This window comes from Acidovorax sp. NPDC077693 (assembly GCF_044542805.1).
In the GTDB taxonomy this organism is placed as follows: domain Bacteria; phylum Pseudomonadota; class Gammaproteobacteria; order Burkholderiales; family Burkholderiaceae_C; genus Acidovorax.
On record NZ_JBITVD010000008.1, the window covers coordinates 163,911 to 189,893 of the forward strand.

The window sequence follows — 25,983 nt, forward strand, 5'->3', positions numbered from 1 at the left end:
TGCCCGGTTGGCTTCGGCAGGCACCGGGAGGGGTTCCGCCGCGGTCATGGTGCCGGATCACCCGCGCTCTCGCACGGCCTTGAAGAGCAAACTCAGGCACACGGCCATGCCCAAGATGGGCACGGCCGCCAACACCGCCGCCACAGCGCGCGCAGGCACCGACCAGTCGAAATCGCGCGCGGTGCGCCAGGCACCGAAGGCTGCGACCAACCCCAGCGCTGCCATCGCCATCCGAAAACTCGCGCCAGGCTTCACGAACGCAATGAGCAACACCACATTGGCCACACCGATGGCCAGCGCCACATGGCCCAAGTGCAACGAAAAACCCGAAGTGGCGGCCGGGCTGTTTCGCCCTCGGCGGCCTGCGCTCCCCGGCAGCGCTTCGCTATCGCCGTCGTCCAACGTGGCTGGAGGGCGCGGCCTGGCGGTAGAGGTAGCAGGTGCAGCGGGTGTATTGCGCGGACTCCCGGCGGGCTGTGGCGCGGCCTCGCCCGTGCGGCCCCACTCCGTAGCAGACAGGCCTGCTGCCGCAGTGGCCGCCAGGGGCTTGCCGGCTGACGGCAGAGGCGCCACAGGTGCAACAACCGCCACTGGTGCCAAAAGGCTCCGCTCCTTCAGCACTGCGCAGAGGCGTCCCGGCTCGCGCAGCGCGGCCACCAGGGCGCGCACGGGGCTCTGCTCTTCACGCCGGATACGCAGGTCGGCTACCTGCATGGTGGTGCCGCGCGTGTTGGCCAGCATGAACAGCGCCTTGGACATCAGCACGTCCTTGGCGCCTCCCTTTCCGCTCTCGATGAAGTTCCCCAGGTTGTAGGTGGCATCGGCATGGCCCGCCTCTGCCGCATGGGCGTACCAGGCACGGGCCTGGGCCAGGTTGACAGGTGCGCCATAGCGGCCGTGCTCGTCACTCGTCCCCAGGTGAAAGGCGGCATGGGGGTTGCCTTCGCGCGCATACCAGCCTGGCAGGTCGCGCAGCACGTTGCCGGTCCAGGCTACAGGTGCTGCTGCGCCAGGCGCAGGTGAGGCGGGCGCCATGGGCACGAGGCTCAGGCCGCCGGGCGATTCGGCCTCCTCCATTGCCCGCTGCTTTGTCTGCGCCCGTTGCCGTTGCTCTTGCGCGGCGGCGCTCCACTTCATGGCTTGCTGCGTGTCCACCGTGCCGCCCCAGCCCCGCTCGTGCATCACGGCCAGCAGGCGCTTGGCGGGCTCGTGGTCCCACTCGGCCGCGCGCTGGCACCAGTAGCGGGCGCTTTCGTAGTTGGGCTGCTCCCAGCCGATCACGGTATCCAGCGCATGCAGGAAGGCTGCGACCTCGTGGCCCTGGGCCGCAGCAGGCTGCAGGGCATCAGTGGCTTCGATGTGTTTGCGCGAGTACAGGGCCAATTGCTCGCTGCGTGCCACGGCGTCGTCCACCGCTTTGCGGTCGTTGTCGATGATTTGCAGCAGTTGCTCGCCTGGCGCCGACTTCAGGCGCGCCATCAACACCTGTATGCGCGCCTTGGCTTCGTCGGGAAACCGCTGGAAAAACGTCTGGGCATCCTGACGGGTCTCTGCATCGTGTGCGCCCATGAGCTGCAGCGCGGCTGCCAAGTCAAAGTGCCTGCGCTGGCCCATGGTGCCAAAGCGCAAGGCCCGGCCCAGCGCGTAGACGGCGTGGGGGTTGCCACGCGCAGCCCAGCGGCGGTACTGCGCCCAGGCTCCGGCATCGTCGCCAGCCTCGCGAGCGCGCGCCGCGCGCCGCACCGGCAGGTCCGGCTCTTCTGGCGCATCGCCGTTGGCCAGGTAATGCACACCGCTTTGCGGGTCATACAGGTTCAAACCCAACCGGACTGCCTGCTCCCAGCCATCGTCAAACGGCTGGCCCCAATCCGAAGAGCGGGTGTTGATACCCACACCCCAGGTGGGATCGGTCAACTCCGGGCCACCGAGGTAGACGTCCCAGAACCCCGGAAACCGCTGCTCGACGGCTTGGGCCCAGGCTGCGAACTTGGGGTTCATGGGCACCTGGGGAGCAGCCTCCGCACGCTCGTACTGCGCGTCCGCTTCTGCCTTGGTGGTGGGCCAAGGCCAATCCGCGGGCTTTTCCCAGATCTGGATGGTGTAACTCACGAATCCCTCCTCGGATGCCGCTGGCGCGGCTTGTTGTCGGTGTTGACGCTCGTCAAGTAAGAATAAATTCTAGAAGCTGCCCACGTCGACAGGCATCGCGGCCGTTCCTCATCTTCTCCAATGACGCGCCTGCGCCACACTTATATGTCGGCATGCGATTTTGACTAAGAATGGCCTCTGACGCGCCCTCCTGCAGCGTAAAAAGCTCTCATTTTCATAGCAAAACCATGCCCGAGTCTTCACGTCCCATCATCCCCCTTGCCATGCCTATGCCCATCCCCACCGGCGACCAGCTCAAGGCCAGCCGCACCGCCGCCGGACTCAGCCAGGCGCAGGCCGCGGAACTGATGGGTTACCCGCTGCAGACCGGCAGCCGGGGCGGCGTGCAGTCGCGCACCTGGCAGGCGCTCGAAAGCGCGACCGACGAGCGCAACATGCAGGGGCCCGCGTACGCGATGTTCCTGCTGCTCACGGGGCAGCACCCCGACTACGTGCTGGCCCGGCGCTCCGGCGCGGCCCACCCTGCCGACGCGCCATAAAAAAAGCGGAATGGCCCGAAGACCATTCCGCAACCTACTTACAGGGAGATCGCTGAAAAGTGCTGGTGGCTCAGTCCACCTTGATGTTGGCGGCCTTGATCACCTGGGCCCACTTGTCTACCTCGGCCTTCTGGAACGTGGCGATCTGGGCGGTGGTCATGTCGGCAGGCTCCATGCCGAAGCCCTTCAGGCGGGTCTGCATGTCGGGCTGGGCCAGGATCTTGCGGATCTCGTCATGCAGGCGCGTGACGATGGGCGCTGGGGTGTTGGCCGGCGCGAAGATCGCCTGCCACGATTGCACCTGAAAGTCCGCCAGGCCGTTCACGCCCGACTCTGCCACCGTGGGCACGTCGGGCATCGACGCCAGGCGCTTGGGCGAGGTCACCGCGATGGCGCGCAGCTTGCCGCTCTGGATGTGCGGGGCGGCGACCACGGTGGTGTCGAACATCATGTCGACCTGGCCGCTGATCACGTCCTGGATGGCCGGACCGCTGCCCTTGTACGGGATGTGCGTGAACTTCACGCCCGACTTGTAGGCCAGCAGTTCCACGGCCAGATGCTGCGAGCTGCCGGTGCCTGCAGACGCGGACGACAGGCCGCCTTCCTTGCCCTTGGCCGCGGCGAGCACGTCCTTGAGCGTCTTGTGCGGGCTGTTGGCCGACACCACCAGCACCACCGGGTTGGTGCCGATCAGCGTGACCGGGCTGAACGACTTGATGGGGTCGTAGCCCAGCTTGGGGTACAGGCTCACGTTGATGGCGTGCGAGCTCACGGTGCCGCCCAGCAGCGTGTAGCCGTCGGGTGCGGCACGTGCCGCGGCTTCCGAGCCGATGCTGCCGGCCGCGCCGCCCTTGTTCTCGACCACGACGGTGGTCCCGAGGGCCGTGCCCAGTTGCTGGCCGATCAGGCGGCCCAGCGTGTCGGTGGTGCCGCCTGCGGCAAACGGCACGACGTAGCTGATGGTCTTGCCGGTGGGCCAGGTGCCCTGGGCCGCAGCCGGCAGGGCGGCGAGGCCCACAGCGGCGGCTAGAGCGGCCGTGTGGATGAGGGTTCTGCGTTGCATGGAAAGTCTCCTGGTTTGTGGATGATGGGATGAAACGGGTGGAATGAGGGGCTGGGCCCAGGGCCAGGCAGGCGCGCGATGGCGCCTAGACGGCGCCCCGCGTCTCCACGTACAGCGCGTAGACGGAATGGCTGCTGGCCATGAACAGGCGGTTCTTCTTGGGCCCGCCGAACACCAGGTTGGCGCAGCGCTCGGGCAGGCGGATGTGGCCGATGGGCTTGCCCGCGGGGTTGAACACCATCACGCCGTCAAGGTCGGCCGCACTGGCGCTGGGCGAGCCATTGCTGCCCCAGCCGCACCACAGGTTGCCGTCCTCGTCGCACTTGATGCCGTCGAGCGCGCCCGGGCCACCGGCGTCGATGTGCACGCGCTTGTTGGCAAGGCGTGCGCCGGTGCCCACATCAAACGCCCAGACCAGGCGGTTCGGTTGCGCGCGGCCTTCGACGATGTACAGGCGTTTTTCGTCGGGCGAGAAGCACAGGCCGTTGGGGCCGGCCAGGTCATTCAGCACCAGCTCGGTCTTGCCGCTGCTCGGGTCGATGCGGTAGACGGAATGCGGCAGCTCGGACGCGGCCTTGTCGCCCTCCCAATGGCCGCCGATGCCGAACGGCGGGTCGGTGAACCAGATCGAGCCGTCGCTTTTGCACACGATGTCGTTGGGCGAGTTCAGGCGCTTGCCGTTGAAGCCGTCGGACAGCACGGTGATGCTGCCGTCGTATTCGGTGCGGGTCACGCGGCGCGTGAGGTGCTCGCACACCAGCAGGCGGCCCTGCCGGTCGCGCGCCAGGCCGTTCGAGAAATTGGCCGGGTGGCGGAACACGCCTGTCTGGCCTGTGGCCTCGTCCCAGCGGACGATGCGGTTGTTGGGGATGTCCGAGAACAGCAGGTAGCGGCCGTCGCCCACCCACACAGGGCCCTCCACCCAGCGAAAGCCGGTGGCGATCTGCTCCACGCTGCTGCTGAACAGGCGGTACTTGGCAAACGACGGGTCCAGCACCTGCACGGCCGGATCGGGGTAGCGCTGGTGGGGCTTGAAGTCGAAGGACTGGGCCTGCGCCAGGCCGCCGGTGCCTGCGGCGGTGGCGGCGATGGCGCCGGCCATGAAGGCACGGCGCGAGGCCGGCGCTGCGGTGGGGGCCGTTAAGGCTGCGGGGTTGGAGGCCTGGTCGGTCGGTGGCTGCGGGCTCATGCGGCGGTGTCTCCTCGGGTTGTCATCGGGTTCGCTTCGGTGCCAGTGCGTTGTCGGACGCCGGGCTCAGGGCAGGTCGACGATCTCGACCCAGTTGGGGTTCTTGCCCGCGGGCGCGCGCGTGGGCGCACCGGGGATACCGGTGGCGGGGTCGATGGGGTGCAGCGACACCTGGTGCGACTCCTGCCCTGCGGCGATGAGGAAGCGGCCGGACGAGTCCACCGCAAAGCCGCGCGGGGATTTTTCGGTGGGCACCTGGCCCAGCGGCTGCAACTGGCCCGTGGCCGCATCGACCCGGAAGCTGCTGAGCGTGCTGGAGGTGCGCTCGGACGCATACAGCGTGCGGCCATCGGGCGACAGGTGCAGGTCGGCCGCCCACGGCTTGCCGGTAAAGCCGGCGGGCAGCGCACTGGCGCGCTGCACCGAGCGCAGGCCACCGCGCGCAGCGTCGTAGGCCATCACGTGCACGGCGGCGTCCAGTTCGTTGAGCACGTACATGAAGCGCTGGCCCTTGTCCCACACGAAGTGGCGCGGGCCCGATTTCTCAGGCGCCACCGTGGTGAGGGCGGGCTCGTTCGCAGAAAGCTTGCCGGTTTCGGCATCGAAGCGCCAGGCCGACAGGTTGTCGCCGCCCAGGCTGGTGGCAAACACAAAGCGGTTGGTCGCGTCGGCGTGAATGGCGTGGGCGTTCGGTGCCGTCGGGATGAGCTGCTGCACCGCCCCCACCGCCCCGTCCTTGCCAATGCTGTTGACCGTGATCTTGTGACCGGGGTAAGACGCCGCAAACAGCCAGCGCCCCGTGGCATCGGTGTCAATATTGGCCATGCTGTCGGCCAGCGGGGCCTCGCCCAACTTGCGCAGCTTGCCGCTGGCGGGATCGATCGCCAGGCTCACCACGCGAAACGGCTGCGAGCGCAATGCCACGTACAACACCTTCTTGTCGGGGCTCACCGCCATGGGCATGGCCATACCGCCGACCGCCGTGGTGTCCACGGGCTTGAGCGCCGCGGCGCTGCGGTCCAGCTCATAGACCGACACGTCCTGGCTGTCGGCATTGGACACATAGACCCAGGTGGCGGCCCAGGCACCGGGGGTGGCCAGTGCGGCGCCCACGGCAAAGGCCAGCTGCGCCAGCCGTCCCGGACGGCGGTGGGTACGAAGTGCTGCGATCATTCCTATCCCCTTTGGTTGTTGCTTGCGTCCCGGCGTGGCCAGGCGTTGTTCGGCCGCGGTTCGTTGCCATGCGGCGTCGGTTTGTTATATGTCGTCATACAACATGGGCGCCATTGTGGCCCCACACATGCTGGGCATGACAAAGGGATTACCCGAGGTTTTCAGCGATCCATCCAGCGCCTTTTCCCTCGACAGCACAGGGAAATTCGTCCCTGAAATATCAGTGATTACCCTGATTTTTTACGGGTAAACCCGTGGTTTGAGGGATTGATCATTGCGCTTTGCTGGGCTTAGTTGTACGATGACTAACAACAACCTAACGAACGGAGACATTCCATGACTTTGAAGCGTCGCGCCATCCTTCTTGCCTGCACTGCCGCCCTGGCCGCAGCATCCGCCACGGCCCAGACCGCTGAATGGCCTGCCAAGACACTGCGCATCGTGGTGCCCTACCCTCCAGGCGGCAGCTCGGACATCATTGCGCGCTCCATCAGCCAGTCGCTGTCCGAAGCGCTCAAGCAAAGCGTGATCGTGGAGAACAAGCCCGGCGCCAATGGCAACCTGGGTGCCGACTTCGTCGCCAAGGCAGAACCGGACGGCTACACCGTGCTGCTGTGCGACGTGGGCGCGCTGGCCATCAGCCCCTCGGTTTACACCAAGCTGTCGTTCGACCCCTCGAAGGACCTGCGTGGCGTGACCATGCTGGCCTACTCGCCCCACCTGCTGGTAGTGCATCCCTCCGTGCCGGTGAGCAACCTCAAGGAGCTGGTCGCCTACTCCAAGAAGAACGACCTGAACTTTGCCGTCACGGCCACCGGCAGCGCCCCCCACCTGGCGGGTGTGGCGCTGGAGCGCGCCAGCGGCGCGCGCTGGCAGTACATCCCCTACAAGGGCGGCGTGACCGCCATCCAGGACACCGTCGCCGGCCAGACCCAGGTGCTGATGAACGGCATGCTGGCCACCCTGCCCCAGGTGCAGAACGGCAAGCTCAAGGTGCTGGGCGTGTCCAAGGCCACGCGCATGCCGCTGATCGGCGACGTGCCCACCATCGCCGAGCAGGGCGTGGCGGGCTACGAGTCGGGCACATGGCAAGGCATCCTGGTGCCGCGCGGCACGCCCGAGGCCGTGGTGCAAAAGCTCAACAAGGCCCTCATCACCGCCATCCGCGCTCCGGAAATCCGTTCGCGCCTGGCCGGCCAGGGTGCTGAAGTCGTCACGATGACCCCTACCGAGCAAGACCAGTTCTTCGCCAAGGAGCGCGCGCGCTGGGCCAGCGTGGTCAAGGCCGCCAACATCAAGCTCGACTGAGCCCCTGACACACCTGTTTCATCCACCTTTCTCCCCTCGTTGCAATGACCATGAACCCGCAAGAACTCAAATCCATCATGGGCTCCGGCCTGCTGTCGTTCCCCATCACCGACTTCGACGAGCAGGGTGAATTCCGCCCCAAGACTTACATCGAGCGCCTGGAGTGGCTGGCTCCCTACGGCGCCAGCGCTCTCTTTGCCGCCGGCGGCACGGGTGAGTACTTCTCGCTGTCGGGCCCCGAGTACGGCCAGGTGGTCAAGACCGCGGTGGACACCTGCCGCGGCAAGGTGCCGATCATTGCCGGCGCCGGCGGCCCCACCCGCACCGCCATCGCCCATGCCCAGGAAGCCGAGCGCCTGGGCGCCCACGGCATCCTGCTCTTGCCCCACTACCTGACCGAAGCCGGCCAGGAAGGCCTGATCGAGCATGTGGCCCAGGTGTGCAACAGCGTGAAGTTCGGCGTCATCGTCTACAACCGCGACCGCACCAAGCTCACGGCCAACTCCCTGGCCATCCTGGCCGACCGTTGCCCCAACCTGATCGGCTTCAAGGACGGCGTGGGCAACATCGAGACCATGTCTTCGATCTTCATGAAGATGGGCGACCGCTTCTCCTACCTGGGCGGGCTGCCCACGGCCGAGGTCTATGCGGCTGCCTACAAGGCGCTGGGCACGCCGGTGTATTCGTCCGCCGTCTTCAACTTCATCCCCAAGACGGCGATGGAGTTCTACAAGGCCGTGGCGGCGGACGACACCGCCACGCAGCACAAGCTGCTCAAGGAGTTCTTCATGCCCTACCTGGCCATCCGCAACCGGGTGGAAGGCTATGGCGTCTCCATCATCAAGGCGGGCGCCAAGATCGTGGGCCACGACGGCGGGCCGGTGCGCGCGCCGCTGACGGACTTGAAGCCCAGCGAGATGGAAGAGCTCAAGGCGCTCATCGACAAGCTCGGCCCGCAGTAATACCCACGCCCCCCCCCAGAAACAGGAAATCCCCCGCGTCCGGCCGTGCACGGACGCGGGGTTCTGCAGCGGCACGCCTTTGCACTCTTCATCCATCACACATAACAACGGAGACAGACAAGATGTTCAGAAAGCTCATTCTCGCCACGGCCACCATCGTGGCTGTCGCGGCCCTCGCGGGCTGCGCCAACCACGCACCCGCCACGTCGTCGGCATCGGCCGAGCAGGCCGTGGCCGCTGCGGCCGAGCGCCTGCGCGTGGCCATGATCGACCCGACGCCTGCGGCCCTGGCCCAGCTGGTGGCTGATGACCTGAGCTACGGTCACTCTGGCGGCCGCGTGGACACCAAGGACAGCTTTATCGGTGACCTCGTCGCCGGCAAGTCGGACTTCGTGACCATCGCCATCACCGAGCAGACCATCAAGGTCGTGGGCAACACCGCCATCGTGCGCCACACGCTGACGGCCGACACCAACGACTCAGGCAAGCCCGGCAAGGTGCAGATCAAGATTCTGGGCGTGTGGCAGGATCAAGGCGGCACCTGGAAGCTGCTGGCCCGCCAGGCCGTGCGCGTCGCGGCTTGAAGCCCAGACCCGACCAAGGGCCGCCGATGCGGCCCTTTTTTTTTTGAGGGCCGTTTGCGCCCACCATTCTTTCCCGCACCCATGACCACCACCGCCCTGCCCCGCATCCTGCAAATCGGCCGCCTGCCCCTTCCTGCGCTGGAGGCAGAACTGGCCGCCCGCTACCACGTCACCTGCCTGGCGGACCAGGCCGACCCGGCCGGCTACTTGGCGTTGCATGGGGCGGAGTTTTCGGGCTTGGTCACCACCGCGTCCATCGGGCTTCAGGGCGAGGTGATTGCCGCCCTGCCCCACCTGCAGGTCATCAGCAGCTTCGGCGTGGGCTTCGACGCGCTGGACATCGACGCCGCCAAAGCGCGCGGCGTGCAGGTGGGCTACACGCCCGGCGTGCTCAACGACTGCGTGGCCGACATGGCCTTCGCGCTAATGCTGGATGTGTCGCGCGGCATCGCCGCCAGCGACCGCTTCGTGCGGCGCGGCGCATGGACGCAGAGCCGCTTCGCCCTGGGCAGCCGCGTCTCGGGCAAGCGCCTGGGCATCGTCGGCATGGGCCGCATCGGCCAGGCCGTGGCCGAGCGCGCCAGTGGGTTCCGCATGGAAGTGGGCTACCACAACCGCCGCCGCGACTCCGGCATCGCGCAGCAGTACTTCGAGTCGCTGGTCGAGCTGGCGCGCTGGGCCGACTACCTGGTGCTCACCGTCGCCGGTGGACCGGCCACGCGCCATCTGGTGGACAGCACCGTGCTGGAAGCGCTGGGCCCGCAAGGCTTCCTCATCAATGTGGCCCGCGGCAGCGTGGTGGATGAAGCGGCATTGATCGATGCGCTGACACACCGCCGCATCGCCGGCGCCGGCTTGGACGTCTTCGAGGACGAACCCCGCGTGCCCGAGGCATTGATGGTGCTCGACAACGTGGTGCTCACGCCCCACACCGCCAGCGCCACGCACGAAACCCGCCGAGCCATGGCCGACCTGGTGCTGGAGAATCTTGACGCGTTTTACACACAGGGCGCGGTGAGCGTGCCCGTGCCTGGGACCACTCGGCCTCAGTAGGGATTGCCACATCAAAGATATTGCATAGGACATTCAACGGCATCGTCGCCGAGTTCAAACTCGGCGCAGCTCCAACCGACCGCATACTAGAAAATAACTGGCAGCAATCGCCGAAGCCACGCCACAGCGGCCTGCCAGCCAACGCAAATGGTCGCAACCAAATCAAAATTTGGCTGATATTAAATATTCATTAATATGAATTTATTATCACGACTAATTGACATCGAGCGGTTGAAATCGACTTTCCCACGCCTTGTCAAGACTGTGTTGAAAGGTACTATCTTTGAACGGAACAATCGCCGCCCCGAAATCAGCATCGGAGAGGGCCTGGCGAGCAGCTGGTGTCAGTCGAGACCACGCAATGGCGGGTTGAGAGCCGCCCAGATGGTCCGTATAGGTCAAGCTGTGGTTGAAAGGGAAATCTGTCTCTGTGTATTTCACCAATGGCCTCGACCCGTAAAGAGGTGGACGGAAAAGCGTTTGATACCCGCCATGTGCCGAGTAAGAAACTGCATTAATTTGGGCTTGCGAAGAACATTGGCTCAGCCAAACGACGACGGCCTCCCAATCATGGGTATGTCCCTGACCGAGAACAACGATATCCTTGGGAAAATACCATGCATACATGACAGCACATTCATTGTGGTAAGGCTCCGCCCGAACATATACTTGGCCAATGCTTTGTGAACACCCTCCATTGACAGGATAGGTAGGACGCAAACCCCGGCCTACATTGCCGTAGGCATCCACGGCAGGGTACGGTACACAGCCTCCATCCACAAAAAGCCTGGGCTTGAAAGTGGCTTCAAACTCATCCACGCTCTCCGGGAAGTTCACAATTTGGTTATGGGGCAGGCTATGAAAATAGACCGATGCTCCACCGTCTTCAAAAAATTCGTCGGCTTCGTCCAATCCACTTTGCGCGTGCGCGGCTCCACAAGACATCGCCGCGATACATGCAGAAAATATAATTTGGGTAAAATTGCGATTGTTGACCATGATCCGCCTCCAAATGAAGTGGTGTAGGAAAATTCAGGGCTCAAGCATCCCGGATAAAAACCATCCAAATCTTATAAGCAATACATCAATATTTAATATTCAAGATCAACCTACTCATACCATTAAATACTCTTTTCAAGCCCGACGACAGCTACATTAACCATAGGTCCCGCATCGCAATGCGCTGCGCTGCACAGCGGGTCCATAGCAGGTTACCACCCACCTACCAACGGATTCGTCCCACTGTGCGTGTGCCCTGCAGCCAATTCAATTTCAAACTACAACCATCCCGCCGATCGGGCTGCGCGCGAGATGGTGATAGCGAAAAACTCAGGATATGGCGTCTATGTGCAGCTGCACCGAATCATTCAGGTACACCGGCGTCACCTTGAAGCCCTTGACCGTGACCGAGCCGAACGTGCCACGCACCATGGTGCCCCGCACGATGGTGATGGTGGAGCCCACTGCGGGGGCGTAGCCCGCCCGGAAGCTGACCACCAGCGAACCTGCAAGCGTCGCGGGGCCGCTGGCGTTCAGCTGGCCCGCGCCGTTGGCGCCCAGTCGCAGGTCCAGCGTGCTGCTGCCGCCTTGGGTGTACGCACCGCCAATGACCACCGCGGAGGCTGCGTTGCTGATGAAGGTGCCGCCGCTCAGGTACACGTCGCCCTTGCCTGCTGCATTGGCGGAGTCCGCCTGCAAGGCGCCAGCCGCGACCTCGGTGCCACCGGTGTAGGTGTTGGCCCCTGACAGCGCCAGCGTGCCGCTGCCGCGCTTGGTCAGCTTGCCGGCGCCGGCAATGTCGTTGCGCCAGGTGTCCAGGGCGTGGAAGCCGCCTTGCGCGGCGTCCATCGCCACCGCCACATCGCCGTTGAAGTTGCCGTAGCCGTCGCCTGCCGCAAACAGGTTCAGGCGCCCCCAGCCTTCGGCGTCGTCCATCACCGGGTAGCCCGAGGCGATGGCCGTCGTCTTGAGCACCACGCGGCGCTGGCTGACATCCAGGTACGGAAAGCGGGTTTCGAGCAGCACTTCTGCGCCCTTGGGCACCACGGCAGCGCGCGTGGTGTCGCCGATCGTTGCGAAGCCGAAGGTCATGCGGCGCAGGTACTCGGCCTTGTTCGTGGCGCGGTCGGCAAACCGGTCAGTGCCCACGGGCTGCGAATGTGCGAACTGCTGGAACTCGGCGGGCGTTTTCGCGCCGACGGCGGCCATCAGCGTGCCGCGGGCCTGCGCCAGCGCGGCGGCCTTGCGCGGGGCGTTCACGCCGGTGGCGATGCTGGCGGCAGCCACGGCCTGGCCGTGGATGCGGCCGCTGATCACGTCCAGGGGCGAATGCATGCCGGCCAGGATGCGGCTTTCACCCAGCTCCAGCCCACGGGCGAGCATTTCCTGGAAGCGTTCGGGCACCACGTACGCCATGGCGATGGCGTCGCGCACGCCCTCGGCCGTGTGGCCGCTGGTGAAGCCGCCATCGGTGGCGGGGGTGGTGCTCTTGGCGGGCACCAGCGTCGGCAGCACCATCACGCTGGCGCTCCAGCGCCAGGGGCGTGCGTATTTGTAGAACCGCTTGGCAGGTTCGGTGGAGCCGTTGTCGCCGATGCCCCCCAAAAAGTCCACCACCGTGCCGAAGCTGGTGTTGGCACTGCCGCCCACGCCCACGTTGTTGCCGCTGTCGTTATACACGACGCTGGTCGCGTCGGTCGGAACGTTGTTGATGGAGGTGGTCTGCTGCGCGGCGGTGCGCCACGCGCTGGTGAGCGGGCCCAGGCCATCGGTCACGCTGTAGCCCTTGCCACGGCGGTCATCCAGGTAGGCCAGTTGTTCCTGCGCGGCGGTGCGGCGCGTGGTGGCATCCACCACGTACTGGATGTTGCGGGCATGCACGTCCCGGTTCAGCACCGTGCCGTCCGTGGCGTCGCCCGGGATGCCGCTCCAGCTCGATGGGGCAATGGCCGGGAAGGTGCCGTTGGCCGGGGCAGTCACGCCGGCGTCCACCAGCTGGGTGCTCGGCTTCCAGATGTCGAGGAACCCGCCCAGCACGCGCACCCCCGCGTTGGTGGCCAGCGTGGCGTAGCGCGCGTCGCCGCGCTGGTTGGTGAATGCGAAGTCGACGAACGGCGGGGTGCTGGCCTCGTTGGGCACGGGGGCCGTATCGGCACGCCCCAGGCCGACGGGTGCTTGCGGGGCGGCCGGTTCTGCGTCGCCTCCCCCTCCACAGGCGGACAGGGTTAGGGCGGCGGCAAGGGCAATGACAAGGGGGCGGTAGGTGGGAAGCTGCAACATGGCGGAGGACACGGGTTGGACGGGCAAAGGCGGTCGCTGCAAACAGCGCCGGTGCAGGCCCACGCGGGCCGGCTGCGTCGCACTGTAGAAACGGCCCATGACACTTGCGTGACGGCTGCTGGACGGTCAAACGGGTGTCATGTGCAGCTGAAACCCACGCCTGCAGAGGGCTGCCGGGGCGCGCGCCCGTCCCCGCGCTTCTTCGATGGACTACAAAGCGCTTTTGGTGCACCCAACAAAAAATAAAACCCCGCAAGTCGCGACGACTGCGGGGTTTTCAGCGGCAGGCCGACACGCCGACAGGCCGGCAGAGCGGCCGCGGCGTTACTTCACGGCACCGCGGGAGATGTCCATGATCATGCGGGTGGCCAGGTACAGGCGCGGCACGATGGTGTTGACCTGCACGTACTCGGCGTCATTGGAGTGTGCGCCGTAGCCCGACAGGCCCATGCCCTCCACCACCGCGCCCTTGGTCTTCAGCGCCGCAAAGGCGGCATCGGTACCGCCGCCCGTGGCCTTTTCAACCACGTTGAGCGGCAGGCCCAGCTCCTGGTAGATGACCTTGCCGTAGCCAGCCACTCGGCGCGATGCCTCGCTCGCTTCGAGCGGCGGGCGGCGCACCTCGAACTTCACGTCCACCTTGGAGGCCGGCAGCAGCTTGGCCTTGACCTTCTCCTGCAGCGTCTTTTCCAGGCCGTCGAAGTCGGACACCTTCAGGGCACGCGCATCGGCCTGGGCGGTGGCCTCGGCCGGGATCACGTTGCGGTTGGTGCCGGACTTGGACACCGTCCAGTTGAGCTTGAGGCCTTCGTCGTTCTTCGACAGGTCCTTCATCTGCAGCAACTGGTGCGACAGCTCGTACAGCGCGTTCACGCCGTCTTCGGGCTTGGCCCCCGCGTGCGATGCCTTGCCCTGCACCGTGAGGTAGGCCGCGCCGATACCGCTGGTCGCCAGGCGCAGCGAGCCATCGGTGCCGCCGCCTTCAAAAGAAAACACCGCATCGTGCTCGGCCGCCACGCGGGTGATGGTGCTGCGCCAGCCGGGCGAGCTGATTTCCTCGTCGCCATTGATCAGCACCGTGAGGGTGCCGTAGTCCTTGAAGTTGAGCTTTTGCAGCAGGGCCACGGTGTGGATGATCAGCGCCACGCCCTGCTTGTCGTCCGAGATGCCCAGGCCGTAGGCCTTGTCGCCCTCGATGCGAAACGGCTGGGCCTTGAGCATGCCCTTGAGGTACACCGTGTCCATGTGGGCGATGAGCATGATCTTCCGGGTGCCGGTGCCTTTGAACACGGCCTGCACGGCGGGCCCCACCTTCTCGGGCGTGTCGTCCAGGCGGTAGATGTCGCTGGTCTGCAGCACGTCCACCATGCCGCCCAGTTGCTTGAGCTGGCTGGCGATGCGCTCGGCGATCTGGTTCAGGCCCTCGATGTCCTTGCTGCCCGATTCGATGTGAACCAGGTCGCGCAGCGTGTCCAGCAGCGGCTGCTGCTCCTTCTGGGCCAGGGCATGCACATCCGCCACAGGCGCGGCCTGGGCTGCGCTGGCGCACAAGGCCAGTGCGATCGATGCGATCAACGGACGGACGAAGGACGGAGCGGAGTGCGGGTGTTGCATGGTGCGGCGGGGCCTGTAAAAAGGGAAAAGCCATTATGGAGCGTTGCAACGCCTGTTTCAAACATTTCGGCCGCTTGCAACGCCTGTATCACACCACCGGTTCGCCAGCCGCGACAAGGTCGGCCCACAGCTGCGGGCCGATGCGCGGCGCATGGTGGCGCAACTCGAACAGCCACATGGCATACAGCGGCAAGGCTTCGGCCAGCCGAAGCGCTGCCACCTGCGGCGCGGCGGCGCCCAGCAATGCGGGGTGCGGCACCACGGCCAGCAGGTCCGACATTGCCACCAGGTTCAGCAGGCTGGCGAAATCAGGGCAGCGCACTGCCATGCGTGGCGCGGGCATGCGCCGCACGCGGTGTGCCTCGGTCAGCACATCCACCGGCCCGCTGACGCTCGGCCCCACGCAGGCCCAGGCCGCGCCCTGGAGCTGCGCGAGCGACCGGGCTTGCACCAATGGGTGGCGGCGGCGCGCGTAGACCAGCGGCTGCAGGTCGTACAGCCGCCGGGCGGACACGTCCGCATGGTCGAACTTGCGCGGCCGGGGCGCAATGACCGCGTCGAACCGCCCATGCAGCAATCCGGCCAGCAAGCTGCCCTCATCTGCCGTCGCCATGGCCAGGGACCGCCTGCCTTGCGGCACGCACCAGCCCCGGTACAGCACCGGCCCGCACACCAGGGCTGCAGACGAGGTGAGCCCCACGCGCAGCTGGTGGCGTTCCGCCGTGCCTGTGCCCAGCCGACGCAGCTCGTCGATGCGCTCTCCGACGGACGCCGCCTCCGCCGACACCGCTCGGGCCAGGTCGGTGGGCAGGTAGCGGCGCCCCTGCCGCACAAGCAGCGGGGCGGCAAAGTGCGCCTGCAGCGACTTCATGCCCTGGCTGATGGCCGGTTGCGACACGCCGCAGGCCAGCGCGGCCCGTGCAAAGCTGCCGTGTTCGATGATCGAGCGCAGGTACTCAAGGTGGCGAAGATACATAAGCCGCATTTATGTATGGAGCGCCATTGTCGCTTGCCGGACGGCGCAGACGGCGCGAAGCTCAGGCATCCATCCCACCCCAGCGAGATACACCCCGTGACCCAGCAACCGATTGACACCGTACGCACCTACCTCGGCCACCTGCATGCGAGCAACACCGAGGGGCTGATCGCCTGCTTCGAGCCCGATGGCGTGGTGCACTCACCCTTTCTCGGCACCATGCGCGCCAGCGACTTCTTCAAGAAGCTGGCCCAGGCCTCCAGCGGCAGCGTGATCACCGTGCTGGACCTGTTTGGCTCCGTGCTGCCTGCCGCTGACGGGGGCGCCGTGCGCGTTGCCGCCTACTTCCGCTATGACTGGACGCTGAACGACGGACGCGAGGTGACCTTCACTTGCGTGGACGTGTTCACCTTCGGCGCGGGCAGCGCGCTCATCCGCGACATGAACATCGTCTACGACACCCACCCCCTGCGCGAAGAGGTGGGCGACAAGTACGCGCCGGACTGATGCGCGCGCTTGGGCCCAAGCTTGGGCGGTGGACGCTGCGCACCGCGCGCGGCGTGCTGGGCGGCGTTGCGGATTTAGCCTGATTGGCGCAAAATGCGCCAATCAGGAGACCACCATGTCCGCCACCGCCTTTTCTTCCGTCAAACTCCCCGCGCACCTGGTGGAGCAGGCCCGCCAGGCCGCGCAGCCCATGCGCCGCTCGGTGGCTAGCCAGATCGAATACTGGGCCACGCTGGGGCAGATCGTGGAACACACGGGTTTGAGCGTGTCGGAAGCCCGCAGCGCCATCGAACAGTACGAGGCGGCAGCCTTGCGGCACAACACCCTGGCGGCCCCGGCGTCGGTGGACGCCCTCACCGCCCGCCTGCTGGCAGCCCAAACACGCGGCACGCTGGCCCAGCGGGTGCGTGAGGTGGTTCAGGAAAACCAGGCCAAGGCCGGCGCCACCGCCGCTTGACAGCCGGATGGCGTGATGGCTTGATGACTTCTTCGCAGTCTCGCTCTTCACCACCCGGCATCGCCACCCCACCCCGCTGGTTCCACCTGCTGGCCGGCCCCAACGGCGCAGGCAAATCCACGCTGTACCGCGCGCTGGTGCGCGAAGGCATCCTGGGCCCGCCGCTGGAATTCGTGAACGCCGACCTGCATGAACAGGCCCACCTGCAGCACATCGCCGACCCCGAGACCCGGTCCGAAGCCGCCCGGCAATGGGCCGATGCGCGCCGGGCTACGCTGCTGCGCGAAGGTGCTGATTTCGCCAGCGAGACCGTGTTCTCGCACCCCTCCAAGCTCACGCTGATTGAAGACGCCCAGCGATGCGGCTACACAGTGGCCCTGTACATCGTGGCGCTGGACGACCCGGCGCGGCTGCTGCCCCGCGTGGCGCAGCGCGTGCGCGAAGGCGGGCACGCCGTGCCGCCAGACCGCATCCTGGCGCGCTACCCCCGCACCATGGACAACCTGGCCCTGGCCGTGCGCCGGGCCGACGTGTCGTACCTGTATGACGCTGCCGAAGCCATGGACACCGGGCCACGACTGGTGGCGATGTGTTCCCCCACGCAGACCACGCCGCTGGTCCCACCGCTGCCCGCATGGGCCCGGCGCCTGGTCGGCCACTAGCTGCTTGAGGCGCCGGCCTCTGGGGGCGTCAACGGCGGACTGCGCCGAGCGTGGGAGGCCAACATCAGGCTAAAAATCTGCCCCTACCGCTTGACCACATTGCGCTAGCAGCTATCCATTTCATAGCAAATCAGCTGCACAAAAAATCCCTGGTGCCGTTGTGGGTGTTTCTCATTGCCAAGACAATCATTGTCTAGTCAATTAAATTCCCTACCCATGACATCTCAGCCTTCCGATTCGTCCGCCCAAGGTTTCTACAGCCCCAGCCACCTGGAGCCTGAGGAAAGCGTGGGCTACCTGATGCGCAAGGTGATGTCGTCGATCCGCACGCAGGCCGACGCGCAGCTGTCTACGCACGACCTCACGTATGCGCAGTGGCTGCCATTGTTCAAGATCTCGCGCTGCGACCAGACCACCGTGGCCAGCCTGGCGCGGGACCTGGAGACCGACCCGGCCTCGATGACCCGCGCGATGGACCGCCTGGAGGCCAAGGGCCTGGTGGTGCGCGAGCGGTCCACCACCGACCGCCGCGTCGTCCGCCTGACGCTCACGCCCGATGGCGACCAGGTCGCATCGCGCGTGCCGGCGGTGCTGGCCGACGTGCTCAACGTCCACCTCAGCGACTTCAGCCACGCGGAGTGGCAACTGCTGCTGAGCCTGCTGCGCCGCATGCTGGTGAACGGCAAGCCGCCTTCAACGCCGGCTGCATCTTCGGCGCCGTCAGCATGAAGGAACGCCCGGGGCCTTGACCCCACCGATGCAACCGCCTTCGTCCTCCTCCATACAACACACCAAAACCATTCTGGAGAACCCCGTGACCACCACCGCCACCACTCCCCTGCCCTCGGTCCGCTCTGCCTTTGCCGCCCATTTCGCCGTGTCGGCACTGGCCCTGGCCGCCGCCATCCTACTGGTCGGCTGCGCCAGCCCCGGCGCGCCGCACACCCCGCTGGCGCAGACCACGCCCGCCGCCGTGGGCCTGAATGCATCCACCGCCAGCGCCACCGCCGCACCCAGCCAGTGGTGGACCGCGCTGGGCGATGCACAGCTCAACACGCTGATCGAACAAGCCCTGCAAGGCAGCCCCAGCCTGGCCGTCAGCCGCGCCCGGCTGGAGCAGGCGGTTGCCCTGAGCCAGGTGCGTGAAGCGGCCAACGGCCCGCAGGCCAACCTGGGTGTGGACGTGACCCGCCAGCGCTACACCGCCAACGGCCTGGTGCCTGCGCCCATCGCCGGCAACACCTACAACAGCGGCACGGTGCAGGCCACCCTGTCGTGGTCGCCGGACTTCTTCGGCCAGCATGCGGCCGAGCTGCAGGCCGCGCTGGGCCAAGCCCGCGCTGCACAGGCCGATGCGGCCGCCGCCGCCAACACGCTGGCCGCGCAGGTGGGCCGCAGCTATGTGGCGCTGGCACGGCTGGTATCGCAACGCGATGTGGCCGCCCGCGCCCTGGCACAGCGCGAAGAGCAGCAGCGCCTGACGCAGGAACGCGTGTCCGCCGGCCTGGACAGCCAGGTCGAGCTGACGCAGGCCCAGGCCGCCGTGCCCGACGCCCGCACCCAGATCGAAGCGCTGGAAGAGCAGATCACCCTGGCCCGCCGCCAGATCGCGGTGCTGAGCGGACAGGCGCCCGATGCGCTGCCGACGCTGGCCCCGCAGTTGTCCCAGCTGCAGCGCAACACGGTGCCGGACGTGCTGGGCGCCGACCTGCTGGGCCGCCGCCCCGACGTGGTGGCCGCACGCTGGCGCGTCGAAGCCGCCACGCAGGGCGTGAACAGCGCGCGCAGCGAGTTCTACCCCAACATCAACATCGCAGCGTTCATCGGCCTGAACTCGCTGGGCCTGGACAATCTGTTCAACGCCGGCTCGCGCCAGATGGGCGTGACCCCGGCGCTGCGCCTGCCCATCTTCGACGGCGGCCGTCTGCGCGCGCAGCTGGGCGGCCGCCAGGCCGAACTGGACGCCGCCATCGCCCAGTACAACGGCGCGGTGCTCGATGCCGTGAAGGAAGCCGGCGACGCCATGGCCTCCATCCAGTCGCTCACCCGCCAGCAAACGCTGCAGGACGACGCCGTGGCCAGCGCCGAGAAGGCCTACCGCTTTGCGCAAGAGCGCTACCGCGCGGGCCTGGGCAACTACCTGGTGGTGCTGTCCACCGAAAGCCAGGTGCTGGCACAGCGCCGTCTGGCCGTGGACCTGCGCGCCCGCCAGATCGATACCCGCCTGCAGCTGATGAAGGCACTGGGCGGCGGCTGGACGGATGACACGGCAGTGCTGCAGACCGCGGCGCGATAGACATCCACTGAGGCTGCATGCATGCCGGTCCCCCAACCGTTCACGCTGAGCTTGTCGACGCGCCGCGCAAGGCTTCGACAGGCTCAGCCCGAACGGTCGGGGTGACACCCGAACGCTGACCCGCGCAACAGCCCCGAGCCTGCCCCCTACAAAAACCACATAACAACGCATTCCTGAAAGACCACTGCCATGAGCGAACCCCTTGCCACCCCCAAAGCCACCAACCCCGCCCGCCGCCGCGGCCTGACCGTGATCGCCGCTGCCGTGGCGATCGCTGCCATCGCCTGGGGCGGATGGCACTGGGCCAACGGCCGCCATGTGGAGACCACCGACAACGCCTACGTGGCCGGCAACGTGGTGCAGATCACGCCCCAGGTGGGCGGTACCGTCGTCTCCATCGGCGCGGACGACACCGACTACGTGAAGGCCGGCCAGTTGCTGGTCAAGCTCGACCCTGCCGACACCCGCGTGGCGCTGGAACAGGCCGAAGCCCAGCTGGCGCAGGCCGTGCGCGAAGTGCGCACGCTGTTCGCCAACAACTCCACGCTGAAGGCCCAGGTCAGCCTGCGCAGCGCCGACCTGGCCCGCGCCCAGGCTGAAGCCGCACGCCTGCAGGACGACGTGACCCGCCGTGCCCCGCTGATGGCCAGCGGCGCCGTGGGCAAGGAAGAGTTCCAGCACGCCACGGCCCAGGTCACGGCCGCCAAGAGCACCGTGGCCGCTGCGCAGTCGGCCGTGGTGGCCGCGCAAGAGCAACTGGCCGCCAGCCAGACGCAGACCGAAGGCACGTCCATCGAGCAGCACCCCAACGTGCAGCGCGCCTCGGCCCGCGTGCGCGAGGCCTACCTGGCCGTGCAACGTGCCCAACTGGTCGCGCCGCTGGACGGCCACGTCGCCAAGCGCGGCGTGCAGGTGGGCCAGCGCGTGCAGGCCGGCGCGCCACTGATGACACTGGTGGCTCTGAACGATTTGTGGGTGGACGCGAACTTCAAGGAAAGCCAGCTGCAGAGCCTGCGCATCGGCCAACCCGCCGAGCTGGAAGCCGACGTGTACGGCACCAAGGTCAAGTACCACGGCACCGTGACCGGCCTGGGTGCCGGCACCGGCGCAGCGTTTGCGCTGCTGCCCGCGCAGAACGCCACGGGCAACTGGATCAAGGTGGTGCAGCGCGTGCCCGTTCGCATTGCGCTGGACGCCAAGCAGGTGGCCGAGCACCCGCTGCGTGTGGGCCTGTCGATGGAAGTCAAGGTGGACACGGCCGACCAGAGCGGCAAGACCCTGGCCGACACGCAGCGCTCCACCCCCGTGGCCGCCACCGCCGTATTCGACGAGCAGTTCAAGGCAGCCGACGATGAAGTCGCGCAGATCATCGCCGCCAACCTGGGCCGCAGCAGCAAGGCCGCCGTGGCCGCGGCGTCGCCCAGGGTGAGCGCGGCTGGCACCAGCAAGGCTCCAGCACTCGCCACGACGCTCCCTGCGCCCCGTGTCGAAAAACATGCGTCAGCCCCCGCAGCGTCGTCACAGCCACTGCAGTCGCCAGCGGTGCAGTAAGCCGGGGTTCGCATGACTGCCGCCAACCCCACTGCAGACACCGCAGGCCAGGCCCCCGCCGCGCCAGCGGCCCCTGCTGCACCGCCGCCTTCGGCCCCCTCGGGCCCACCGGCCGCGTACCCGCCACTGCAGGGCACCGCCCTGCTGCTGGGCACGCTGTCGCTGTCGCTGGCCACGTTCATGAACGTGCTGGACTCGTCCATCGCCAACGTCTCCATCCCCGCCATTGCCGGCGACCTGGGCGTGAGCCCCGGCCAGGGCACCTGGGTCATCACCAGCTTTGGCGTGGCCAATGCCATCTCGGTGCCGCTCACCGGCTGGCTCACGCAGCGCTTTGGCGCCGTGCGCCTGTTCACCATGAGCGTGCTGCTGTTCGTGCTCACCTCCTGGCTGTGCGGGTTCGCCTCGTCGCTGGAGATGCTGGTGTTCTTCCGCGTGCTGCAGGGCCTGGTGGCCGGGCCGATGATCCCGCTGAGCCAGACGCTGCTGCTCGCCAGCTACCCCAAGGCGCTGGCGGGCACCGCCCTTGCCCTGTGGGGGGTCACCACGCTGGTCGCGCCGGTGGTGGGGCCGCTGCTGGGCGGATGGATCACGGACAACATCTCCTGGCCGTGGATCTTCTACATCAACGTGCCCGTGGGCCTGCTGGCCGGCCTGCTCACCTGGGGCATCTACCGCAAGCGCGAGACGCCGATCCGCAAGCTGCCCATCGACACGGTGGGGCTGTCCCTGCTGGTGCTGTGGGTCGGTGCGCTGCAGCTCATGCTCGACAAGGGCAAGGAGCTCGACTGGTTCGCCTCCGGCGAGATCGTCATCATGGCCGTGGTGGCCGTGGTCGCGTTTGCGGTGTTCCTGGTGTGGGAGCTGACCGAGAAGCACCCGGTGGTGGACTTGAAGCTCTTCAAGGGCCGCAACTTCACCTTCGGTGCACTCGCGCTGTCGGTGGCGTATGCCCTCTTCTTCGGCAACGTGGTGCTGCTGCCGCTGTGGCTGCAGCAGTGGATGGGCTACACCGCCACCTCGGCCGGCATGGCGCTGGCGCCGGTGGGCGTGTTCGCCATCCTGCTCACGCCGCTGGTGGGCAAGAAGGTCGGCCAGTGGGACCCGCGCCGCATGGCCACGGGCGCGTTCATCGTGTTCAGCACGGTGCTGTGGATGCGTTCGCAGTTCACGGTGCAGACGGACTTCATCCACATCCTGATCCCCACCCTGCTGCAGGGCGCGGCCATGGCGTTCTTCTTCATTCCGTTGACGACGCTGACCTTGGCAGGCATCCCGCCCGAGCGCATACCGGCGGCTGCGGGGTTGTCGAACTTCGTGCGGATCACCGCCGGCGCCATGGGCACGTCGATCGCCACCACGCTCTGGGAGAGCCGCGCCGCCATGCACCACGCGCACCTGACCGAAGGGCTGGTGCAAGGCCAGGGGGTGTTCGGGCAGACGCTGGACAATCTCACCGCATCGGGCCTCACGCAGATGCAGGCGCTGGCGCAGATCAACCGGCTGATCGACCAGCAGGCCTTCACGCGGGCTGCCAACGACATCTTCCTCGGGTCGGCGTTTTTGTTCCTGCTGCTCATCGGGCTGATCTGGCTGACCAAGCGGCCGCCACGGGCCGCGGGCGGCGGCGCGGCCGACGCCGGCGGGGCGCACTGACAGCGGGGCCTGCGCCCGCAGCGCCACAGCGCGAAGAACCGGCCCTCAGGCCGGTTCTTTTTTTTGGGGCCACGCATCGCGCGGCAACTGCAGGGCTCGCCGCACGCCACGCTGACGACCCAACTCCAAAATGATCGCTACCGCTTGCCTGGATTGCGCCAGCAGCTATCCCATTGATAGCAATCACACGGGCGGTCGCCCAGCGAGCAACGGCAGATGCCATCCTCGCCCGCGGGCCGCCACGCGCCCCTGCAATCCCACACTCCCTGTCGGAAATTCCTGACCCGGGAGCAGGCGCAGCACCTTCGGTCACCTACAGGGTACGGGCCCAACAATGCATTCACCGTAACCCATAACAAGGAACTGCCATGTCGCTCTCGCTGATTCTGCTGATTGTCCTGATCCTCATCCTCGTTGGCGCACTGCCAACCTGGGGCCACAGCCGCTCGTGGGGCTACGGACCCAGCGGCGGTATCGGCCTGGTGGTCTTGATCCTGGTGATCTTGCTGCTCATGGGCCGGATATGACGCCCAGGCGCTGAAGTGATGTGGGTGGCAACGCCCCATTGACCACAGCGTCAGCACCCCCAAAAGCAAAGCGGCCCTCGGGCCGCTTTGCTTTTTGCGCTGTGGCTGCATGGTGCGCACCTGCGCCCCCCGCTCTGCCGTCCCGCAGCGCATCCGGTTTGCTACACAGTGCCCACCCGCTTCTCCGCCTGGGCAAACGCCGTGGTGAAAGCTGCGAATTCGTTCTGGTGCACCACCCCGTCTTGGTTGCCACCGCGGTCCATCAGCTGAAGCACCGCCTGCGAGAAGTCGGTGCCGGGTTTCTTGGCCGACGTGCTGGCCAGACCCTTCAAAAATTCGTCGTGCGAGATGCTGCCGTCGTTGTTGGTATCAAACCCCGCCGTGATTTGCTGCTTTTGAGCATCGTCGGCGCCAAAGCGGGTCAGCAGCTCCTGAAAGTCCTGCGTGGAGACCGAGCCAGCCGTAGCAGCCGAACCGCCACCCGCACCCTGCCCGGTACCGCGCTGAATGGCGCCCAGCGCGCCGTCGAGCTTGCCCTGCGACACCAGAATGCCCTTGCCGGCAAAGCCTGCCAGCGCCTCGGCCTGGGGGCTGAGGGTGACCACGGCAGACGGTTGCGCCGGTGCGTCATCGCCGCTGCTTCGGCGCGCAACCGCGGCCTTGGATGACGCACCCGAGGCTGCGTTGAAAAGCATTGACGCTACGGACGCCAGGCCTGAAATGAGTGGTGACATCGCCATGAACTCCTGTGTGGCGACAAGCTGGGTGCCGTGAAAACCGTTCTCCACCGTGCACCGCTTCGCCTTGTGCAAAGGGTACGCCCGGCCGGCGCTGCAGCATGCCCCGATCAACCAGCGTTTCCGATGCCACTTTCACCGATGGCTGAACGCAGCCTGACTTGCCGCGGCATGTCCGTTGCGGCGGCGCCCCCTGGGCCAGCCCCTCCCTCACGCCTTCGACACATACCCCGCCCCAAAGGCCACGAACTCGCCTTGCAACTGGCCAGCCACCTCGCCCTGGTAGTGCAGCGCAGATGTTTGCACGATGCGCCCCAGCCCCTTGCGCTGCAGCATGCGGGTAAAGGGTTGCCACACCTGCGGCGCCGGTGCGTGCGCCACGGCCGTGAAGCTACCGTCCATCGGCGCGACATAGTCCATCGTGTTGCGCTGAATCACCAGGCGGCTGCCAAGCCCTTCGGCGGACAAACACAGGTGCAGCATCGACCACGCGGCCAAGATGGCCACGGCCGAGGCGCTCCCGCCAAACACGGTGTCGCGGTGATTGATGTTGGGGCCCAGCGGCGCGGTCAGCACCACGTGGCGGGGCGATGCCTTGAGCACCGCCACCTCCATGGCGCGGGACAAGGGAATGTGCTGGTACAGGTAGTCCTGAAGTTCGGCAGGGTTCACGGTGAGGCTTTGATAGGTGAAAAGAGGGGTGGAGAGATGGGGGGCGTGGAGGTGGCAGTGGGGCTTGGCGCTCACCGCGCGATTCTCAAGGAAACCGACCCCGCCCCCGACCTGCCCCGCGATCAACGATCACCGACCAACGCTTAGCCCCCAGCCCTCCTGTCCACTCAGCAATCTGGCATCCGCGCCGGAAACGATCAGCGCGCAAGCACCGGCCCCAAACCCTACACCACGCACACCCTCGCCTTGCCTACACCGACGTGATGCAGGGCACCACGGCACGTATGCAGGTACCGCCGCCTTCGCCCTGCAGCACAAACAGCTCGCCCCCGGCCAGGCGCGCCCGCTGGGTCATGCCGGTCAGTCCCCGGCCTGCGGCTGCCAGGGTGTCGGGGCACTTGGGAGTCTGGATGCCGCGGCCGTTGTCGCACACTTCCATGCACCAGGTCTGCGCGTCCTCGATGAACTGGGTGCTCACCCGGATCACGGTGGCATCGGCGTACTGCAGCGCATTGCTCAGGGCCTCCTGGGCTATCGCCACCAGATGGATTGCGCTGTCCGCGTTGGGAAAAACAGCGCAATGAGGAGGCTCAACCTCCCACTCCATGCGAATGCCGCGCCGCGAAAGCACCGGTTCGATGCGGTATCTCAGCTGGGCCAGGCGGTCGGCAAACGGTGCATTGCCACCGTCGATCGAGTCCACGACGAGGCGCATGTCCAGCAGGCATTTCTGCAGCGCTGCATGGATCTCGCGCTCTCGGGGCCTTTCAGGGTCGAGCAGGACCAGAGCACAGACCAGTTGCGCACCCAGGTTGTCGTGCAGGTCGCGGGCGATGCGCCGCCGCTCGGCGGCAACCTCGGGGCTCACGCGCGCAGTGCGCCGGGGGCGCCACTGCAGGGCCCGGGGCAGTTGCACCAACAGCATGGAGCCCAGCGCCAGAGTCGCCGCGAGCACCGCGCCCTGGCGCCACCCTTGGGGGATGCCGGCCAGCGGCTTCACCCAGTGGAACGCGACCACGATCAGCCCGAGTTGCAGCATCCAAATGCTGACACAGACGACAGCAAACCA

24 protein-coding genes are annotated in these 25,983 nt (G+C 66.7%); 13 read left to right on the plus strand and 11 right to left on the minus strand.

Translation table 11 applies throughout. The features are described 5' to 3' along the window. Positions 1-57: 57 nt before the first annotated feature. Positions 58-2,109 (minus strand): tetratricopeptide repeat protein, encoded by a 2,052-nt coding sequence (locus tag ACIGHN_RS13055; RefSeq protein ID WP_396504695.1) that lies wholly within the window; start codon positions 2,107-2,109, stop codon positions 58-60. A 227-nt stretch (positions 2,110-2,336) separates the two neighbouring features. On the opposite strand from ACIGHN_RS13055, the gene ACIGHN_RS13060 reads away from it, so the two are divergent. Then, entirely contained in the window at positions 2,337-2,648 is a 312-nt protein-coding gene (locus tag ACIGHN_RS13060; RefSeq protein WP_396504696.1) for a helix-turn-helix domain-containing protein, read from the plus strand. Positions 2,649-2,718: 70 nt separating this feature from the next. Here ACIGHN_RS13060 and ACIGHN_RS13065 read toward each other — a convergent pair whose 3' ends face one another. The 3 genes from ACIGHN_RS13065 to ACIGHN_RS13075 all read right to left on the minus strand — a co-directional run bounded on the left by ACIGHN_RS13065 (position 2,719) and on the right by ACIGHN_RS13075 (position 6,073). Continuing rightward, positions 2,719-3,711 carry a Bug family tripartite tricarboxylate transporter substrate binding protein gene (locus ACIGHN_RS13065; RefSeq protein WP_396504697.1) on the minus strand — a complete coding sequence of 331 codons (993 nt, stop codon included), beginning with the start codon at positions 3,709-3,711 and terminating at the stop codon, positions 2,719-2,721. A gap of 85 nt (positions 3,712-3,796) precedes the next feature. Next, the gene (locus ACIGHN_RS13070; protein ID WP_396504821.1) at positions 3,797-4,813 is read right to left on the minus strand and encodes an SMP-30/gluconolactonase/LRE family protein; all 1,017 of its coding nucleotides are present in this window, start codon (positions 4,811-4,813) and stop codon (positions 3,797-3,799) included. Positions 4,814-4,966: 153 nt separating this feature from the next. Then, complete coding sequence (locus ACIGHN_RS13075; protein WP_396504698.1) at positions 4,967-6,073, minus strand: lactonase family protein; 1,107 nt, start codon at positions 6,071-6,073, stop codon at positions 4,967-4,969. A gap of 336 nt (positions 6,074-6,409) precedes the next feature. On the opposite strand from ACIGHN_RS13075, the gene ACIGHN_RS13080 reads away from it, so the two are divergent. The 4 genes from ACIGHN_RS13080 (at position 6,410) to ACIGHN_RS13095 (ending at position 9,980) form a co-directional block, all read left to right on the plus strand. Further along, entirely contained in the window at positions 6,410-7,381 is a 972-nt protein-coding gene (locus ACIGHN_RS13080) for a tripartite tricarboxylate transporter substrate binding protein (protein WP_056417122.1), read from the plus strand. Positions 7,382-7,431: 50 nt separating this feature from the next. Beyond that, positions 7,432-8,343 carry a 5-dehydro-4-deoxyglucarate dehydratase gene (gene kdgD / locus ACIGHN_RS13085; protein WP_396504457.1) on the plus strand — a complete coding sequence of 304 codons (912 nt, stop codon included), beginning with the start codon at positions 7,432-7,434 and terminating at the stop codon, positions 8,341-8,343. Between the two features lie 122 nt (positions 8,344-8,465). Beyond that, positions 8,466-8,927, plus strand: coding sequence for a nuclear transport factor 2 family protein (locus tag ACIGHN_RS13090; protein WP_396504699.1), 462 nt, complete (start codon positions 8,466-8,468; stop codon positions 8,925-8,927). An 81-nt stretch (positions 8,928-9,008) separates the two neighbouring features. Then, positions 9,009-9,980, plus strand: a complete 972-nt coding sequence (locus tag ACIGHN_RS13095) for a 2-hydroxyacid dehydrogenase (protein WP_396504700.1) — start codon at positions 9,009-9,011, stop codon at positions 9,978-9,980. Positions 9,981-10,193: 213 nt separating this feature from the next. Here the strand turns inward: ACIGHN_RS13095 and ACIGHN_RS13100 are convergent, their stop codons facing one another. The 4 genes from ACIGHN_RS13100 to ACIGHN_RS13115 form a co-directional block, all read right to left on the minus strand. After that, positions 10,194-10,979, minus strand: a complete 786-nt coding sequence (locus tag ACIGHN_RS13100) for an NPP1 family protein (protein ID WP_396504701.1) — start codon at positions 10,977-10,979, stop codon at positions 10,194-10,196. A gap of 330 nt (positions 10,980-11,309) precedes the next feature. After that, a complete protein-coding gene (locus ACIGHN_RS13105) occupies positions 11,310-13,259 on the minus strand; it encodes an autotransporter-associated beta strand repeat-containing protein (protein ID WP_396504702.1) in 1,950 nt (649 codons plus the stop codon). Positions 13,260-13,583: 324 nt separating this feature from the next. Continuing rightward, positions 13,584-14,873, minus strand: a complete 1,290-nt coding sequence (locus tag ACIGHN_RS13110; RefSeq protein ID WP_396504703.1) for a M20/M25/M40 family metallo-hydrolase — start codon at positions 14,871-14,873, stop codon at positions 13,584-13,586. An 88-nt stretch (positions 14,874-14,961) separates the two neighbouring features. Further along, positions 14,962-15,849: a LysR family transcriptional regulator gene (locus ACIGHN_RS13115; protein ID WP_396504704.1), complete on the minus strand. Its 888-nt coding sequence runs from the start codon at positions 15,847-15,849 to the stop codon at positions 14,962-14,964. A gap of 96 nt (positions 15,850-15,945) precedes the next feature. On the opposite strand from ACIGHN_RS13115, the gene ACIGHN_RS13120 reads away from it, so the two are divergent. The 8 genes from ACIGHN_RS13120 (at position 15,946) to ACIGHN_RS13155 (ending at position 23,505) form a co-directional block, all read left to right on the plus strand. Further along, the gene (locus ACIGHN_RS13120; protein WP_396504705.1) at positions 15,946-16,356 is read left to right on the plus strand and encodes a nuclear transport factor 2 family protein; all 411 of its coding nucleotides are present in this window, start codon (positions 15,946-15,948) and stop codon (positions 16,354-16,356) included. Positions 16,357-16,471: 115 nt separating this feature from the next. After that, positions 16,472-16,813 (plus strand): hypothetical protein, encoded by a 342-nt coding sequence (locus tag ACIGHN_RS13125; protein WP_396504706.1) that lies wholly within the window; start codon positions 16,472-16,474, stop codon positions 16,811-16,813. Positions 16,814-16,836: 23 nt separating this feature from the next. Next, positions 16,837-17,475 carry a zeta toxin family protein gene (locus ACIGHN_RS13130; protein WP_396504822.1) on the plus strand — a complete coding sequence of 213 codons (639 nt, stop codon included), beginning with the start codon at positions 16,837-16,839 and terminating at the stop codon, positions 17,473-17,475. A 216-nt stretch (positions 17,476-17,691) separates the two neighbouring features. After that, on the plus strand, positions 17,692-18,204 hold the full coding sequence (locus tag ACIGHN_RS13135; RefSeq protein ID WP_396504707.1) for a MarR family winged helix-turn-helix transcriptional regulator: 513 nt from the start codon (positions 17,692-17,694) through the stop codon (positions 18,202-18,204). 85 nt (positions 18,205-18,289) lie between these two features. Beyond that, positions 18,290-19,771, plus strand: coding sequence for an efflux transporter outer membrane subunit (locus ACIGHN_RS13140; RefSeq protein ID WP_396504708.1), 1,482 nt, complete (start codon positions 18,290-18,292; stop codon positions 19,769-19,771). Between the two features lie 189 nt (positions 19,772-19,960). Continuing rightward, the gene (locus tag ACIGHN_RS13145) at positions 19,961-21,322 is read left to right on the plus strand and encodes an efflux RND transporter periplasmic adaptor subunit (protein WP_396504709.1); all 1,362 of its coding nucleotides are present in this window, start codon (positions 19,961-19,963) and stop codon (positions 21,320-21,322) included. Positions 21,323-21,334: 12 nt separating this feature from the next. Next, complete coding sequence (locus ACIGHN_RS13150) at positions 21,335-22,978, plus strand: DHA2 family efflux MFS transporter permease subunit (protein WP_056414839.1); 1,644 nt, start codon at positions 21,335-21,337, stop codon at positions 22,976-22,978. Positions 22,979-23,346: 368 nt separating this feature from the next. Beyond that, positions 23,347-23,505, plus strand: coding sequence for a DUF3309 family protein (locus ACIGHN_RS13155; RefSeq protein WP_007856361.1), 159 nt, complete (start codon positions 23,347-23,349; stop codon positions 23,503-23,505). A 161-nt stretch (positions 23,506-23,666) separates the two neighbouring features. On the opposite strand, the gene ACIGHN_RS13160 is transcribed toward ACIGHN_RS13155, so the two are convergent. The 3 genes from ACIGHN_RS13160 to ACIGHN_RS13170 all read right to left on the minus strand — a co-directional run bounded on the left by ACIGHN_RS13160 (position 23,667) and on the right by ACIGHN_RS13170 (position 25,953). Next, the gene (locus ACIGHN_RS13160) at positions 23,667-24,110 is read right to left on the minus strand and encodes a hypothetical protein (protein ID WP_396504710.1); all 444 of its coding nucleotides are present in this window, start codon (positions 24,108-24,110) and stop codon (positions 23,667-23,669) included. Positions 24,111-24,452: 342 nt separating this feature from the next. Beyond that, positions 24,453-24,914 (minus strand): YiiD C-terminal domain-containing protein, encoded by a 462-nt coding sequence (locus ACIGHN_RS13165; protein ID WP_396504711.1) that lies wholly within the window; start codon positions 24,912-24,914, stop codon positions 24,453-24,455. A gap of 250 nt (positions 24,915-25,164) precedes the next feature. Continuing rightward, positions 25,165-25,953: a sensor histidine kinase gene (locus tag ACIGHN_RS13170; protein ID WP_396504712.1), complete on the minus strand. Its 789-nt coding sequence runs from the start codon at positions 25,951-25,953 to the stop codon at positions 25,165-25,167. Between the last annotated feature and the right edge of the window lie 30 nt (positions 25,954-25,983).

Bases quoted from the DNA above. Each gene is read 5' to 3' on its own strand.
- ACIGHN_RS13060 (WP_396504696.1), top strand. From the start codon at position 2,337: ATGCCCGAGTCTTCACGTCCCATCATCCCCCTTGCCATGCCTATGCCC.
- ACIGHN_RS13065 (WP_396504697.1), bottom strand. From the start codon at position 3,711: ATGCAACGCAGAACCCTCATCCACACGGCCGCTCTAGCCGCCGCTGTG.
- ACIGHN_RS13070 (WP_396504821.1), bottom strand. From the start codon at position 4,813: ATGGCCGGCGCCATCGCCGCCACCGCCGCAGGCACCGGCGGCCTGGCG.
- ACIGHN_RS13075 (WP_396504698.1), bottom strand. From the start codon at position 6,073: ATGATCGCAGCACTTCGTACCCACCGCCGTCCGGGACGGCTGGCGCAG.
- ACIGHN_RS13080 (WP_056417122.1), top strand. From the start codon at position 6,410: ATGACTTTGAAGCGTCGCGCCATCCTTCTTGCCTGCACTGCCGCCCTG.
- kdgD (WP_396504457.1), top strand. From the start codon at position 7,432: ATGAACCCGCAAGAACTCAAATCCATCATGGGCTCCGGCCTGCTGTCG.
- ACIGHN_RS13090 (WP_396504699.1), top strand. From the start codon at position 8,466: ATGTTCAGAAAGCTCATTCTCGCCACGGCCACCATCGTGGCTGTCGCG.
- ACIGHN_RS13095 (WP_396504700.1), top strand. From the start codon at position 9,009: ATGACCACCACCGCCCTGCCCCGCATCCTGCAAATCGGCCGCCTGCCC.
- ACIGHN_RS13100 (WP_396504701.1), bottom strand. From the start codon at position 10,979: ATGGTCAACAATCGCAATTTTACCCAAATTATATTTTCTGCATGTATC.
- ACIGHN_RS13105 (WP_396504702.1), bottom strand. From the start codon at position 13,259: ATGTTGCAGCTTCCCACCTACCGCCCCCTTGTCATTGCCCTTGCCGCC.
- ACIGHN_RS13110 (WP_396504703.1), bottom strand. From the start codon at position 14,873: ATGCAACACCCGCACTCCGCTCCGTCCTTCGTCCGTCCGTTGATCGCA.
- ACIGHN_RS13115 (WP_396504704.1), bottom strand. From the start codon at position 15,849: ATGTATCTTCGCCACCTTGAGTACCTGCGCTCGATCATCGAACACGGC.
- ACIGHN_RS13125 (WP_396504706.1), top strand. From the start codon at position 16,472: ATGTCCGCCACCGCCTTTTCTTCCGTCAAACTCCCCGCGCACCTGGTG.
- ACIGHN_RS13130 (WP_396504822.1), top strand. From the start codon at position 16,837: ATGACTTCTTCGCAGTCTCGCTCTTCACCACCCGGCATCGCCACCCCA.
- ACIGHN_RS13135 (WP_396504707.1), top strand. From the start codon at position 17,692: ATGACATCTCAGCCTTCCGATTCGTCCGCCCAAGGTTTCTACAGCCCC.
- ACIGHN_RS13145 (WP_396504709.1), top strand. From the start codon at position 19,961: ATGAGCGAACCCCTTGCCACCCCCAAAGCCACCAACCCCGCCCGCCGC.
- ACIGHN_RS13150 (WP_056414839.1), top strand. From the start codon at position 21,335: ATGACTGCCGCCAACCCCACTGCAGACACCGCAGGCCAGGCCCCCGCC.
- ACIGHN_RS13155 (WP_007856361.1), top strand. From the start codon at position 23,347: ATGTCGCTCTCGCTGATTCTGCTGATTGTCCTGATCCTCATCCTCGTT.
- ACIGHN_RS13170 (WP_396504712.1), bottom strand. From the start codon at position 25,953: ATGCTGCAACTCGGGCTGATCGTGGTCGCGTTCCACTGGGTGAAGCCG.